Genomic DNA, 15248 nt, shown 5'->3' with positions numbered 1-15248 from the left:
CGCCGCCGCTCAACTGCCCTGTAACAACAATAAATCACACAGGAGCTTCACTATGTTTCCCACGATGCGTTTTTCACGCGCGCTATTGGCGGTCGGGCTACCCCTGGCTACCCAGGCGGCGATGGCGGGCTACACCTTCGAGGATGGCGACCTCAAGGGGGAGGTCAATCTCACCGCCGGCGTAGCGACGCTTTTCACTCGCAATGTCAATTTCGGTAGCGGCCGGATTGATATGCGTAACGGCCGGAACGGCGGTAGCAGCATTGACTGGCAGGAGTTCTACGTGAAACCCGGGGTCAAGCTGGAGTATGCGGTGCAGCCGGATTTCAGCCTGCTGGCCGGCGGCTCTCTGGTAGCGGCGAAGACCTTGGGTGATGGTGACGCTGGTGGTTTCACCCGCAGTTCCGACGGTAAGGTGGCGACAGAAGAACTCTATGGCGGTTTTCGCCGTGGCGAGTGGACGTTCACTGCCGGTCGCCAGAATTACCTGATCGGCACCGGCTTCATCGTCATGGACGGTAACCTCGACCAGAAAAAGGACGGCGCCTACTGGCTGGGTCCCAGGACGGCCTTCAGGGATTCGGCGATCCTGGCCTGGGACCATGCCTCCCTGAAAGCCCAGGCTTTCACCTTGCGCACCGATGACGATCTGGGGGACTTCCGCATGACCGGCGTCAACCTGGATTACAACCTCGACGATCAGGTGACGTTGGGGGCCATGGCGATGAGGGTCAATGCGCTGGGGCCCAGGGGCAGTACCCTGCCGCGACGCCGTGACGGGATGCTGGTGTATAACCTCAGGGCGCTCAATGCGAAAGTCCCGGGTGTGGCGAACCTGACCCTGAATGGCGAATACGCCCTGGAGCGGGGCAGTGGCGAAGGAGTGGATTACGATGCCAATGCCTGGTATGGCCAGGCGGATTATGCCTTCAACACCTTGCCACTGACCCCGGTGATCGGCTATCGCTATGCGAGCTTTTCCGGCGACAACAACCTTTCCGATAACCGTCAGAAAGCCTGGGACCCTTTGAGCAAGGGCTTTGTCGATTGGAGCACCTGGCTGATTGGCGACGTGGTCGGCAACTACCTGCTGTTCAACAGTAACGAAAACGTTCAACAGTTCTCGCTCAAGACCCACCTCAACGAAGCCCTGACCCTCGGCGCGATCCACTACCAGTTCTGGCTGGATGAAAAAAACTACATGGGCGCGGCGGTCAGTGATCGACGCTTTGCCGACGAGAGCGTCGTCTTCCTCGATTGGGCTGCGTCGAAATCGCTGTCCACCTCGCTGTCCTATAACTGGGTCAAGCCGCTGGCGGCAGCCAGGCAGGTGTTCGGCGACGATCAGAAGTTCAGCGCGCTGGAACTGTATTTCACCTACCGCTACTAAGTGCCGCGAGCCTTTGCGGCCGCGCTGGAGTGTTTCATCATGAACCGTCTTTTGCGTAACACCTTGCTGGGTGCTGTCGTTTCGTTGTCGGCCAGTGGTTTGTGCCTGGCTGAAGAGCGGACTGTCCGGATCTACAACTGGATCGAGTACCTGCCGCCTGAGATCCTGAAGAGTTTTCAGGAGGAAACGGGCATCCGCCCGATTTACGATGTGTTCGACAGTGTCGAGACCCTGGAGTCCAAGCTACTGACCGGCAACTCCGGGTACGACGTGGTCTTCCCGAGTAGTTCCAACCTGAGTCACCTGATCGCCGCGGGTGCCATAGAACCCCTGGAGCGCAGCCAACTGCCGAACTGGCAGCACCTGGACCCGGAGTTCATGAAATCCCTGGAGGCCGTGGGCGACTCGGGCAATCGCTACGCGGTTCCTTACCTGTGGGGCACCACGTTGATCGGCTACAACGTCGACAAGGTGCGGCAGGTCCTGGGCGCCAATGTGCAGATGAACAGCTGGGACATGATCTTCAAGGAAGAGAACCTCGCCAAACTGGCCGGTTGCGGCGTCGGCTTTCTCGATGCGGCCAACGAGATCGTGCCCATCGCCTTGCACTACAAGGGCCTCGATCCCAACAGCCAGAAGCGTGAGGACTACCCTCAGGCCCAGGCGGCGATGATGAAAATTCGCCCTTACATCACCTACTTCAACTCGTCGCGCTACGGCATGGATCTGGCCAATGGTGATATTTGCGTCGCAGTGGGCTGGTCGGGTGGCGTAGCGCTGGCCAAGCAACTGGCCGATGCCGCTGGCAAGGGGGTCAAGGTCGAGATGGCATTGCCCAAGGAAGGTGCGCCCATGTGGTCGGATGTGATGGTGGTACCGGTCAATGCGCCGGATGCCAAGGAGGCCCACGCGTTCATCAACTACATCCTGCGACCGGATGTGATCGCCCGGATCAGCAACAAGATCGGCTACCCCAACCCGAACAAGGACGCCACCGCCTTGGTGAATGCCGATATCCGTAACAACCCCAATATGTATGTGCCGGACGAGGCGCGTAAAACGCTGTTCGCCCTGCAACCCATGCCGGCAGCCATGGAGCGGATCCGCACCCGCACCTGGACGAGCATCAAGACCAATCGCTGAACAGCCTGGCTGCCGGGTCTCGGCTCAGGCGTGCATGCCCTGGAAGAGCAGGGCGGTGATGCGCCGGACCTGGCTGGAATGAGACGCCATGTCTGGCGGCTCCTGATTGACCAGCCGCAGCAGTTGAAGGTGCGCATAGTCATTGAGCAGGAAGGCGGCGGTCTCGACGTTGAGGTCGCCGCGCAGCTTGCCGGCCTGTTGCAGGTCCCTGAGCAGGCCACTGATTTCCGAGCGCAACGCATCGTTCATGGCACGGTAGCCTTCGGGCAGTTCATTGTCGCCACCAAACAGGATCAGCGGCAGCAGTTCGCGCCAGAGACTGGGGTGCATCACTTCCAGGGCGTAGCGGGTCAAGAGCTGTTCCAGGTAGCACAAGGTGTCGACCGGATCGTCCATTTCGGGGATCTGGCTGCGGGTGTCCTTGAGGGCGCGCTGGTCGGCGTCGTGCAGGATTTCCAGGATGATTTCCTGCTTGTTGCCGAAATACTTGAACACCGTGGGCGCCGAGACCCCGGCCTGGTTGGCGATCTGTTCGATGGTGGTGTTCTGGAAACCCTGGCGCTCGAACAGCTCCACTGCGGCTTTGCTGATGGCCTGGCGGCGTAGGACTTTCTGGCGTTCACGCAGTCCAGTCACGGGAGGTCCTTTTAATTAGGCGGGTACGAAAGCCAGCAGGATAATCGATTATCTTTGTCGCAAAAATACTTTATTAAATAAAGCTTAACCGCACATGCCCTCCAGGCCTGGCACGGGGTTTTCAATGAGCCGGTTCCGGCGCGAACCGGGGCCACTTCGGGTGGTGGAATATAGAGGCGCGGCCTGGGTCAGACCGATGCCTGTTGGTACTTCTTCAGGCGATAGGCAAACTGCGCCCGACTCAACCCCAGCAGGCGCGCCGCCGCCGCCAGATTGCCCGCGCTGTGTTGCAGCGCTTCGTCGATCAGGCGTGACTCCAGTCCTTCGATGGAGAAACCCTGCTCCAGCCGGCTCAAGGTTTCCAGCAAGGCCGCACGCGGCTGTGTGCCGGTGGGATTCTGGTTGCTGGCCGCCAGGCTGCCATTGTTGTCCAGGGAGTAGAGCTCCTGGGGGATGGGCTCGTTGCGAAACAGGTGGACCAGGTCGATGGCTTGGCCATCTTCGCTGGCGATCAGGCCGCGCTCCACCAGGTTCTGCAGTTCCCGCACGTTGCCGGGGAAATCGTAGCGCAGCAGCGCCTTGAGCGCGCGCATGGTCAGCCCGGCAGGCTTGCGTCCGTAGTCCTGGCAGAAGCGCCGCAGGAACGCATTGATCAGCAACGGGATATCGTCGCGTCGCTCACGCAGCGGCGGCAGGGTGATGGGGAAGACGTTCAGGCGGTAGAACAGGTCTTCGCGAAAGTCGCCAGCCGCTACCGCTTTGCGCAGGTCGACGTTGGTCGCCGCCACCACTCGCACATCAACCTTGATCGGCTGACCGCCACCGATGCGTTCGATCTCACGCTCCTGCAAGGCACGCAGTAGCTTGCCTTGCCCGGGCAGGCTGAGGCTGGTGATTTCATCGAGGAACAGGGTGCCGCCGTGGGCCCGTTCGAAGCGTCCGGGACGCGAATGGGTTGCGCCGGTATAGGCGCCGCGTTCGACGCCGAACAGCTCCGCCTCGATCAGATTGTCCGGGATCGCGGCGCAGTTGAGGGCTACGAAAGCGGCCTGATGGCGTGGGCTGTACTGGTGCAACTGACGGGCAAACAGCTCCTTGCCAACCCCTGACTCACCACTGAACAGCACCGTTGCGGGTGTTGGCGCCACGCGTTGCAGGGCGAGGGTGGCGGCATTGAAGGCCGCGCTGGCGCCAATGGGTTTGGGGCCGCCGGACAGCTCGTTGTCATCCTGGGGCGCGGGTGCCGGGGCCTGGTGCTGCCTGAGGGGGGCGTGGGTCGGTGATGCGGTGAGATAACTCAGGTCCTGTTCGACATCGCCCCATTGCTCGGCGGTCTTGCCGACCACGCGGCAGGTCTCGTGGCCCATGCCCCGGCATTCGATTTCCCGGAAAATCACCAGGCGCCCGAACAGCCCACTGACATAACCGATGGCATAGCCCAGTTCGGTCCAGCACACCGGGTCCTGGCCGATCCCGTAGGCGGCGATATGTTCGTCGGCTTCGCAGGAATGATGCCAGAGGAACTCGCCTTCGTAGAAACCGGAGTCGGCATCGAACTTGAAGTGCAGGGGTTCGACCTTGGTCATGCCTTCAAGGGTATGCAGGCGTGTGCCAGCGGAGAAGATCGCCGCGGCATCGGCGTCCGGCCAGCGCTCGCGGATCAGTCGGGCATCCCGTGCGCCGGACAGGTAGCCGGTGCGGGTAAACAGGCCACGGGTCTGTTCCAGTCCCTGGCGATCGATGATCTCCCGACGCAGTGCGCCGAAGGATGAGCTGTGCAAGAGCAGCATGCGCTGATCATTGAGCCAGATGCGTCCGTCGACCGGGGAGAAGAACAGGCATTCGGTCAGCTCGGCCAGGGTCGGTGAGTTGCCCTCCGCCAGTTGGGTACTGTCGCCCCTTGGCGAGAAATGTTCCTCCGACAGCGCGAGATCCGGGAACAGCGAATGGGGATTTTTCATTGTTATGCCCCTGGGCGAGTCGACTGATCGAAATGATCAACTGCAATAATAGTTATTAAACATAACTTTATCATTTGGACAAGTGCCGCAGAATCGGGCGCTCGCCGGATCTATCGCCCTGTCCGCGGGTATTTCGCGCGAACCCGTAAGCCAGAGCCTTCGCGGCTTGAAGAGCGGCGCCCTGGCGGAAATCGGCATGGCCCTTGCTCTAGTGCTTTCACCACGCAGACGACTTCAGCGCTTCAGCAAGGCGGTGTCGGGCGATGACAAACACAAGAGCCGGGAGGCCGAAATGGCGGTAAGTGAACCCTCTGATTTCCTGCAGGACGAGTTGTGGTGTGAGCGTATTTTCATCGGCGACTGGATACGCCCGTTGGGCGGCAGCAATAGCGTATATGAGCCGGCCACCGGTGAGGTGCTGACGGTGACCGGGCTGGCGGATGCGGCGGACATCGCCTTTGCCAGCCTCAGCGCTGCCCGCGTGCAGCCGGCCTGGGCGGCATTGGGGCCACGGGAACGTGCGGAGATCTTTCGTAAGGCCGCCGCACTGGCCCAGCAACATTTTGCCGAGTTGGCGCTGTACATCGCCCGGGAAAGCGGCGGCAGTCTGTTCAAGGGCGAACATGAGGTCAGGGAGGCGATCGTCTTGCTGCATCAGGCGGCGGGTCTGCTGTCTCAACCCCATGGCCTGGTGCTTCCCAGCGAGGCGGGGCGCTTGTCCTATGCCCGCCGCTTGCCCCACGGTGTGGTCGGGGTGATTTCCCCGTTCAACTTCCCCCTGGTGCTCTCACTGCGCTCGGTGGCGCCAGCGTTGGCGGCCGGCAACGCCGTGGTGCTCAAGCCTGATCCGCAGACTCCGGTCAGTGGTGGCTTCATCATTGCCCGGCTGTTCGAGGCAGCCGGTCTGCCCAAAGGCCTGTTGCAGGTGTTGCCGGGCACAGCCGTTGCCGGTGAGGCGCTGTGCCGCGACCCGCATGTGCGGATGATTGCGTTCACCGGTTCCACCGCCGCGGGTCGCAAGGTCGCGGAGGTGGCGGGACGTCATCTGAAGAAAGTCGCCCTGGAGTTGGGCGGCAAGAACTCGCTGATCGTGCTCGAAGACGCCGATCTCGACCTGGCGGCCAGCAATGCCGCCTGGGGCGCCTGGTTGCATCAGGGGCAAATCTGCATGGCCACCGGACGCATCCTGGTTCATGAATCGATCGCTGAAGAACTGGTCCGTCGATTGGCCGAGAAAGCCCGGACGATCACGGTCGGCAACGCGGCTCGTGGCGAGGCGGTGCTGGGGCCCTTGATCAACAAGCGCCAGTTGCAACGGGTGCATGAAATCGTCACGGACAGTTTGACGGCGGGGGCAAGGCTGGAGGCAGGCGGCGAGTTTGACCAGCTTTTCTACCAACCCACGGTACTTACCGGCGTGCGTCCGGGCATGCGTGCGTTCGACGAGGAGATCTTCGGACCGGTGGCCACGGTGGTGAGTTTCGCCAACGACGAGGAGGCCATCGAATTGGCCAATCGCACCGAGTACGGCTTGTCCGCGGGAATCATCTCGCCTTCGCTCGGGCGTGCGATGGCGATGGGCGAGCGACTCAATTGCGGCCTGCTGCATATCAACGACCAGACGGTAGCCGATGAGTGCATCAATCCATTCGGCGGGCGTGGCAGTTCGGGAAATGCCGGCAGCGTTGGTGGTCCGGCCGATTGGGACGAATACACCCAATGGCAATGGGTGACGGTCAAGGACACCGCGCCGCGCTACCCGTTCTGAGCAAGACAGGTCGACGCGAGCGGTCGGCCAGATGAATACACAAAAACAATAAGAGGACACAACATGAAGCTCGACAACAAGATTGTGCTAGTGACCGGGGTCTCCTCGGGTATCGGCGCCGCCACCGCAAGCCTGCTGCGCAGCCATGGCGCCCAGGTGATCGGCGTGGATCTGAAGGCTCCGCACATGACCCTGGACGGCTTTGTCCAGGGCGACCTGGGCAGCGCCGAGAGCATCGACCGGCTGTTGCCGCAGCTACCCGCGCGAATAGATAGCCTGTGCAATATCGCCGGAGTCCCGGGTACCGCCGACCCGCAACTGCTGGCGCGGGTCAACTACCTCGGCCTGCGCCACCTGAGCCGCGTGCTGCTGCCGCGCATCACGGCGGGGGGCAGCATCGTCAATATCGCCTCGATCCTTGGCGCCGAGTGGCCGCTGCGCCTGGAACTGCACAAGGAGCTGGCGCGCATCGAGGGTTTTGCCGCCGCGCAAGCCTGGCTGGCCGGGCACCCGGTACCGGACCAGACCTGCTACCAGTATTTCAAGGAAGCCTTGATCGTCTGGAATTATCTGCAGGCCCAGCCCTGGTTTCTCGAACATTCGGTGCGCATGAACAGCGTGGCGCCGGGCCCGGTGTTCACCCCCATCCTCGGCGACTTCGTGAGCATGCTCGGCGAGGCCAGGACCCAGGCCGATGCCCATCGCATGAAGCGTCCCGGTTATGCCGATGAGGTGGCGGCGGTGATCGCCTTCCTGTGTGCCGACGAGTCGCGCTGGATCAACGGCGTCAACCTGGCGGTCGATGGCGGATTGGCCTCCACCTATATCTGAAACGCAAACCTGTAAGCAGCGGCGCAAGCCGCTACCCGAGCGTGTTGGCTGGCGCCATGCGTGCAAAGCCATGCCGAAAATAAAAATAATGAGGAGCGTCCATGGACAACGTAATAGGTGGCTTTCGTTTTAAGCATTGCGCCCTGTTTCTGGCGTTATGCAGCACAGGCGCGATGGTTGAAAGGGCGCAGGCCATGCAATTGGACCTCGGTGATTCCGACTGGAAACTGCGCTGGGACAACACCATCAAGTACAGCCAGGCCTGGCGCCTGCAGGGGCAGGACAGCCGCCTGACCAATGCACCGACCGCCAACGGTCTGTATCCCTCGATCCAGGGCCAGGGCGATAAAAACTTCGGCACGGGCCTGGTCTCCAATCGCCTGGACCTGTTTTCCGAAATGGACCTCAGCCGGAAGAACTACGGGCTGCGAGTGAGCGGCGCGGCCTGGTACGACGATGTCTACAACAAGGAAACCGACAGCAGCGAGCAACCGCATTTCCTCAGCGATACCCGCAAGCTCAATGGCCGCGACGCCGAAATCCTCGACGCCTTCGTGTTCCTGCGGGGGGACCTGGGTGAAGACTCCCAGGGTGTGGTGCGCCTGGGGCGGCACAGCCTGGTCTACGGTGAAAGCCTGTTCTACGGCGGCAATGGCATCGCCAATGCCCAGGGCCCGACCGATGTGGTCAAGTTGCTCAGTGTGCCGGGGACCCAGTTCAAGGAGATCCTGCGTCCGGTCAACCAGATCTCCGGGCAGTTGCAGATCAACCCGCAACTGTCGGTGGGGGCCTACTACCAGTTCGAGTGGGAACGCTCCAACCTGCCTGGCGCCGGTAGCTACCTGAGTGATACCGACGCCATCGGCTACGGCAGCGGTTCGCTGCATGAGGTGTTCGGCAATGACACGGTGAACGCAGGTGATCTGAAACCGAAAAACTCGGGGCAGGGTGGTATGCAGATCCGCTTCAAACCGGCCGGGACCGAGCTGGAGCTGGGTTTTTACGCTGCGCAGTATCACGACAAAACCCCGATCGGCCTGTACGCCTACCTCGACGGCCCGGCCGCGGCAGCCACCGGGTTGCCGATCCTGAGCACTTATCGTCAGGTCTATGCCGAAGATATTCGCACTGCCGGCATGAGCTTTTCCACCGCCCAGGGCCCCTTCAACTTCGCCGGTGAAACCTCGATTCGCTGGAATGCGCCGCTGGTGAGCAATCTGCAAGTGGTCACCCCAGGCATGTTGGCGGACGGCGGTGACCACTCGTTGTTTGCCCGAGGCAAAACCGCCCACGCCAACCTCTCAGCGATCTATCTGTTGTCGCCGACGGCCTTCTGGGACGGCGGTTCGGCACTGGCTGAACTGGCCTGGAACCGCACCCTGAGCATCACCGAGAACGCCGCGGCCCTGGACGCCAATACGACCCGTGACGCCACGGCGCTACGGGTGCTGGTGGAGCCGGCGTATTTCCAGATTGTCGACGGGATCGACCTGACCGTGCCGATCGGCATGGGCGTGGTGCTCGACGGGCGCTCTTCGGCGGTGAACAAGTCGGGCTTCGGCAACACCCACTCCGGCGACTGGAGTGTCGGGCTCAAGGCGACCTATCTGCAGCGCTGGGATGTCGGCCTGAACTACGTGAACTTCTTCGGCGCCCCGAAAGCCGGGCTGCGCCAGGACGGCAACTTCAGCTACGGACAATCCCTGGCCGACCGCGACTTCATTTCGCTCTACGTGAAAACCTCATTCTAATAAGGTGGATTTGCCATGCGCAACCAAGCTTTTTTCAACACCTGCGTCCTGACCCTGGCCCTTGTCGGCATGAGCCTGGCGCAGGCGGCGGTGTCGCCCGAACAGGCCGCCCGTTTGAAGTCCGAACTGACGCCCCTGGGCGGCGAACGCACCGGCAACGCCGATGGCAGTATTCCGGCCTGGAATGGCGGTTACACCCAGGTCGCGCCGGGATACAAGCCGGGTGACAAACGCCCCGACCCCTTCGCCGGGGAGAAACCGCTGTACACGATCAAAGCTTCGAATATGCAGCAGTACGCCGCTGAACTGGCCGAAGGCACCAAGATTCTGTTGAAGAAATACCCGGACTATCGCCTGGACGTGTACCCGACCCACCGCTCGGCCGCGGCCCCGCAATGGGTCTACGACGACACCGCGAGGAATGCCACCCGCGCCACGCTGGACGTCGAGAGCGAGAAAGTCAGCGGCGCCTATGGCGGTATCCCGTTCCCGATTCCGGACAACGGCGCGCAGGTCCTGTGGAACTACCGGTTGTCCTGGCAGGGTGGCGACACCATCAGTTCTCCGTTCGACACCTGGCTGATGACCGCGGGCGGCAAGAAGGTCCAGGCCACCCGGGCGCTGTATACCTACCAGTTTCCCTATTACATCGAAAACGGCAGCCCGGAAAATTTCTCCGGCAAATACCTGCTTGGCAAACTGTTCACCGAACTGCCGTCGTCCAAGGCCGGCGAAGGCCTGATGACTCACTGGGACCTGGACCCGGCCAACCGTGCGGCCTGGCAATACCTGGTCGGTCAGCGCCGGGTGCGTCGGGCGCCGAATATTGCCTATGACACCCCGGACTTCGTCACCTCCGGTGTCGGCCTGTTCGACGAAGCCTTCATGCTGTTCGGGCCAACTGATCGTTATGACCTCAAGCTGATGGGCAAGAAAGAACTGATCGTCGCTTACAACAATAACCGTGCCGGTCTGGCCAAGAGCGATGAGCTGGTCAAACCGAACTTCCTCAATCCCGACCTGGTGCGTTGGGAGAAGCATCGGGTCTGGGTGGTCGAGGCCACGCTCAAATCCGGCAAGCGTCATGTGGTGCCGCGTCGGACCTACTACATCGACGAGGACTCCTGGCAGATCCTGATGGCCGACGGTTATGACGCCCAGGGCAAGCTGGGTCGCCAGATGTATTCGCTGACGCTGCTGGCGCCGGACCTGCCGGCGCTCACCGCACAGGTCATGTGGGGCAGCTACAACCTCGACACCGGTGCCTACTTCCTCAACTCATCGAGCAATGACCTGGCGGTTCAGTACCAGAAAGTCGCGAAACCTTCGGCGTCCTTCTTCACGCCGGATGCCATGGCCAACGAAAACATGCGTTGAACCATGGGCGACCGTGGCGGGCGAGAGGTTCGTCGCGGTCGCCAGTGATTTCCCAAGCAGGATAAAGATATGAACCTTGAAAGAATCTTTGCGCGTTTTGGCCGGCGATGGGGGGCCTGCGCCCTGGCGTTGTTCCTGTTGGCGAGTACGTCTGGCGCTGGGCAGGCCGCGACGTTCGCGGCACTGCAGCAGCCGGCACTGCCCACCGCCAAGGCCCCGCGCGCGGTATTGCTCGGTTTGGCCCGGGCCGGGGAACGTCTGGTGGCGGTCGGTGAACGCGGCATCGTACTGCTCTCGGACGACGCGGGGAAAAGTTGGCGTCAGGCCAAGGTGCCGGTCAGCGTCAGCCTGACGGCGGTGCAATTCGTCGATGCCGAGCAGGGTTGGGCGGTAGGGCATCTGGGGGTGGTACTGCACAGCGAGGATGGGGGCGAAACCTGGCACAAGCAGCTCGATGGCGAGGCTGCCGCCGCGTTGGCAGTGCAGAGCGCACAGCGCGATGTCGATCAGCCGGGTGGTGCCGGCAATCTGGAACAGGCGCGGCATTTACTGGGCGACGGACCGGACAAACCGTTTCTCGACCTGTACTTCAGCGACCGGCTGCATGGCTACATCGTCGGTGCCTACAACCAGATCTATCGCACCGACGACGGCGGACGAAGCTGGCAGCCCTGGATGCGGCATGTGGACAATCCACAAGGCCTGAACCTCTACGGCATTCGTGCATCGGGCAACGATCTGCTGCTGGTGGGGGAGCGCGGCCTATTGTTGCGTTCCAGCGACGCCGGGTATTCCTTCCAGCCTTTGAAGTCACCTTATGAAGGCAGCTTTTTCGGTCTGCTCGGCACCCGTGGGGGCGCCTTGATTGCCTATGGCTTGCGCGGCAACGCCTGGTGGTCGGATGACCGTGGCACCCGTTGGCGACGCCTGGACACCGGTGTCGAGTCAACGCTGGCGAGTGCCATCGAACTGCAGGACGGCAGTCTGCTGCTGGCCAGCCAGGGCGGGGAGCTCCTGCTCAGCCATGACCAGGGTCGCAGTTTTGACAAACGTCAGAGCCGCAACGGCGCGACGGTCGCCGCCGTGCAACAGGCGGCCGACGGCAGTCTGGCCAGTGTCGGCTTGAGCGGCGTGGCCGCCGACCAGGATCCGCAGGCCTCCGGCAAACCTTGAAACTTCACGGTGTAGCGCTATCGGGCCATGGCCCGTGCAACAGGAGTCAGACTTGAAAGACGACAAAACTCAAACCGTGATTGGTCGCCTGGAGGACTTCGACCAGGCTTCGGGCAATTTCGCCGAGCGGGCGATCTTCAACCACCGGCCCTGGGTGATCCTGCTATGCCTGCTGGTGACCCTGGTGCTCGGCTGGCAAGCCACGCGCATCGGCATCAATGCCAGCTATGAGAAAACCATTCCCGGCGGGCACCCCTATGTCGCCAATTTCCTGAACAATCGCAGCGAACTGAGTGGCCTGGGCAACTCGTTGCGGATCGCCGTGGAGGTCGGGCAGGGCAGCATCTTTACCAAGGACTACCTCGACACGCTGGCTAGGCTCAACGACGAGCTTTACCTGCTGCCGGGCGTCGACCGGCCCTACATGAAGTCGTTATGGACCCCGACCACGCGCTGGACCGCGGTGACCGAAGAGGGACTCGATGGCGGTACGGTGATCCCTGACGATTACGACGGGTCTGTCGCCAGTATCGAGCAGGTGCGAACCAACGTCGCCCGCTCCGGTGAGGTCGGTCAGTTGGTGGCCGGCAACTTCAAGTCCAGCGTGATTTTCGTGCCCTTGCTCGAAATCAATCCGCAGACCGGCAAAGCCCTGGACTACGGCGATTTTTCCCGGCAACTGGAAGCCCTGCGTAGCAAGTACCAGACCGATGACCTGCGGATTCACATCACCGGTTTCACCAAAATCGCCGGCGATCTGATCGAGGGGCTGACCCAGGTCCTGCTGTTCTTCGTGGTGGCGGTATTGGTGACCGTGGTGGTGCTCTATGGCTACACCCGTTGCGCGCGCAGCACCCTGGTGGTGGTGACCTGTTCGCTGGTGGCGGTGCTCTGGCAACTGGGTCTGCTCGCGATCCTCGGTTATGAGCTGGACCCTTACTCGGCGCTGGTGCCGTTTCTGGTGTTTGCCATCGGCATGAGCCATGGCGCGCAGAAGATGAACGGCATCATGCAGGATGTCGGGCGCGGCACCCACCGGGTGGTGGCCGCGCGTTATACCTTCCGCCGACTGTTCGCCGCCGGTATGACTGCGTTGCTCTGTGATGCCGTGGGGTTCGCGGTGTTGCTGCTGATCAATATCCGGGTGATCCAGGACCTGGCGATCACCGCCAGCCTCGGCGTGGCCGTGCTGATCTTCACCAACCTGATCCTGCTGCCGATCCTGCTCAGCTATTTCGGTGTCAGCCCGGCGGCGGCGCAACGCAGCCTGAGTTCGGAAACCGCCGAGCTACAGGCCCGGATCAAGCACCCGTTGTGGCGCTTTCTCGATCGGTTCACCGGACGGCGCTGGGCCATTGGTGCCATGCTCGGTGGCCTGTTGCTGGCGGCGTTCGGTTTTGCCGTGAGCCTGCACCTGAAGATCGGCGATCTCGATCCCGGAGCCCCGGAGTTGCGCGTCGACTCGCGCTACAACCGTGATGCGCAGTTCATGACCGGCAACTATGCGGCCAGCTCGGATATTTTCGTGGTCATGATCAAGACGCCGGAAGATCAGTGCACCCGCTATGCCAGCCTGTCCGCCGTAGATGCGCTGGCCTGGCGGTTGGAGCAACTGCCCGGCGTGGAGTCGACCACCTCGATGGCGGCGTTGAGCAAGATCGCCACGGTCGGTTACAACGAAGGCAATTTCAAATGGTATGAGCTGATCCCCAATGACGGCGCACTGGGCGCGGTACAGACCCGGGCACCGCGGGAGCTGTTCAATCAGGGCTGTTCGATGCTGTCGCTGTACGTTTACCTGGCCGATCACAAGGCCGATACCCTGAGCCGGGTGGTGGAGGCCAGCGAGCAATTTATCGCCGGGCATCCGGTGCCGGAGGTCAAGTTCATGCTCGCCGCCGGCAGCGCCGGGATCGAGGCCGCGACCAATATCGTGGTGAAAAAATCCATGCATGAGATGCTGTTCTGGGTGTATGGCGCGGTCAGCCTGTTATGCCTGCTGACCTTTCGCAGTTGGCGTGCCACCCTCTGCGCGATGCTGCCGCTGATGCTCACCTCGATTCTTTGCGAGGCGCTGATGGTCGCCCTGGGGATGGGGGTGAAGGTCGCGACACTGCCGGTGATCGCGCTCGGCGTGGGCATCGGCATCGACTATGCGCTCTACGTCCTGAGCGTGATCCTGGCACGGATGCGAGCCGGTGACAGCTTGGCCCAGGCCTATTACCAGGCGTTGCTGTTCACCGGCAAGGTGGTACTGCTGACCGGTATGACACTGGCGGTGGCGGTGTCGACCTGGGCTTTCTCGCCGATCAAGTTCCAGGCCGACATGGGGATCCTTTTGGCCTTCATGTTCCTGGTGAATATGCTCGGCGCCTTGATCCTGCTACCGGCACTGGCCTGGTGGTTGCTGCCGCGCAAGGTCTTCGCAAAAAAGCCTGAAGCGAGTCTGCTGGTGCAGTGACTCAAGTGCACCTGCGGCCCGAGGCACGGGCCGCAGTCCAACCATCGCTTAGAACCAGTAATGCAGGCCAAGCATCAGTGACTGGGCGCTGTAGTCAGTGTGCACATCGCCTTGGGGCAGGCCTTGAATGTCACCGAAGTGCGCATCACGAGTCTTGAGGTATCGATAGTCCAGGGACATGGACCATTGATCGGTGAGCTCGTAACCTACCCCGGCACCGAGTTGATAGGCCGATACGGTGTCGCGATGAGTGTTGCCGAACTGGACGCCACCGGCTTCCAGGCCACTGACCGAAAGGGTGGTGTAGCCCAGGCCGCCGCCAATATAGGGGGTGAATCGGCTGAAGGGGGCCGGCAGGTTCAAGACGTCATACCAGAGGTTGGCCATCAGGCTGGTGGCTTCCTCTTCGCCTTTGCCGTTGATGCTCCCGCCGCCTTCGTAGACCCGGTGATTGAACTGGGTCAGGGTGTTTTTGCGGTAGCTGAGTTCCACTTCAGGCCGGAGCCCGACGGGAAATCGCCAGCCCAGTGCCAGTCCGGTGGCGTAGCCGGAGTGTAACGGTTGGTTGAACTCCATCTCGACAAAGTCGAGGTGGTTCTGGCTAAGGTTCTGTGGAGCCACCCAGTTCAAGCCGCCCATGGCACTGATGTAGGGGCCGAGCGTGTCGGCGGAACTGGACGCTGGGGCGATAAAGCCCATGCCAATGACGCCCATCACAAGATACTGAGTGTTTTTTAGTAGGTTCATGCTCGGTCCG

11 protein-coding genes are annotated in these 15248 nt (G+C 61.9%); 8 read left to right on the top strand and 3 right to left on the bottom strand.

Going from position 1 to position 15248, the window contains the following annotated elements; all coding sequences use genetic code 11:
• Positions 1–52: 52 nt before the first annotated feature.
• Both M5C71_RS05275 and M5C71_RS05270 read left to right on the top strand, forming a co-directional pair.
• Complete coding sequence (locus M5C71_RS05275; protein ID WP_248767387.1) at positions 53–1390, top strand: alginate export family protein; 1338 nt, start codon at positions 53–55, stop codon at positions 1388–1390.
• A 39-nt stretch (positions 1391–1429) separates the two neighbouring features.
• Positions 1430–2533 carry a polyamine ABC transporter substrate-binding protein gene (locus M5C71_RS05270; protein ID WP_103496941.1) on the top strand — a complete coding sequence of 368 codons (1104 nt, stop codon included), beginning with the start codon at positions 1430–1432 and terminating at the stop codon, positions 2531–2533.
• 24 nt (positions 2534–2557) lie between these two features.
• Here M5C71_RS05270 and M5C71_RS05265 read toward each other — a convergent pair whose 3' ends face one another.
• Both M5C71_RS05265 and M5C71_RS05260 read right to left on the bottom strand, forming a co-directional pair.
• The gene (locus M5C71_RS05265; RefSeq protein ID WP_103496940.1) at positions 2558–3169 is read right to left on the bottom strand and encodes a TetR/AcrR family transcriptional regulator; all 612 of its coding nucleotides are present in this window, start codon (positions 3167–3169) and stop codon (positions 2558–2560) included.
• 188 nt (positions 3170–3357) lie between these two features.
• Complete coding sequence (locus M5C71_RS05260; protein ID WP_248767386.1) at positions 3358–5130, bottom strand: sigma-54-dependent Fis family transcriptional regulator; 1773 nt, start codon at positions 5128–5130, stop codon at positions 3358–3360.
• Between the two features lie 292 nt (positions 5131–5422).
• On the opposite strand from M5C71_RS05260, the gene M5C71_RS05255 reads away from it, so the two are divergent.
• The 6 genes from M5C71_RS05255 (at position 5423) to M5C71_RS05230 (ending at position 14491) form a co-directional block, all read left to right on the top strand.
• Positions 5423–6898 (top strand): benzaldehyde dehydrogenase, encoded by a 1476-nt coding sequence (locus tag M5C71_RS05255; protein WP_248767385.1) that lies wholly within the window; start codon positions 5423–5425, stop codon positions 6896–6898.
• Between the two features lie 63 nt (positions 6899–6961).
• The gene (locus M5C71_RS05250; protein WP_100941882.1) at positions 6962–7729 is read left to right on the top strand and encodes a coniferyl-alcohol dehydrogenase; all 768 of its coding nucleotides are present in this window, start codon (positions 6962–6964) and stop codon (positions 7727–7729) included.
• 101 nt (positions 7730–7830) lie between these two features.
• Positions 7831–9480, top strand: coding sequence for a DUF1302 domain-containing protein (locus M5C71_RS05245; protein WP_248767384.1), 1650 nt, complete (start codon positions 7831–7833; stop codon positions 9478–9480).
• A gap of 15 nt (positions 9481–9495) precedes the next feature.
• On the top strand, positions 9496–10857 hold the full coding sequence (locus M5C71_RS05240; protein ID WP_248767383.1) for a DUF1329 domain-containing protein: 1362 nt from the start codon (positions 9496–9498) through the stop codon (positions 10855–10857).
• Between the two features lie 69 nt (positions 10858–10926).
• Positions 10927–12030 (top strand): YCF48-related protein, encoded by a 1104-nt coding sequence (locus M5C71_RS05235; RefSeq protein WP_248767382.1) that lies wholly within the window; start codon positions 10927–10929, stop codon positions 12028–12030.
• 52 nt (positions 12031–12082) lie between these two features.
• On the top strand, positions 12083–14491 hold the full coding sequence (locus M5C71_RS05230) for an MMPL family transporter (RefSeq protein ID WP_177098756.1): 2409 nt from the start codon (positions 12083–12085) through the stop codon (positions 14489–14491).
• 48 nt (positions 14492–14539) lie between these two features.
• Here the strand turns inward: M5C71_RS05230 and M5C71_RS05225 are convergent, their stop codons facing one another.
• Positions 14540–15238 (bottom strand): outer membrane beta-barrel protein, encoded by a 699-nt coding sequence (locus M5C71_RS05225; protein ID WP_103496059.1) that lies wholly within the window; start codon positions 15236–15238, stop codon positions 14540–14542.
• Positions 15239–15248 lie beyond the last annotated feature (10 nt).

Origin of the sequence: Pseudomonas sp. MWU12-2345 (assembly GCF_023242385.1) — a bacterium.
In the GTDB taxonomy this organism is placed as follows: Bacteria; Pseudomonadota; Gammaproteobacteria; order Pseudomonadales; family Pseudomonadaceae; genus Aquipseudomonas; species Aquipseudomonas gingeri_D.
This window is presented reverse-complemented; position numbering and strand designations above follow the sequence as displayed.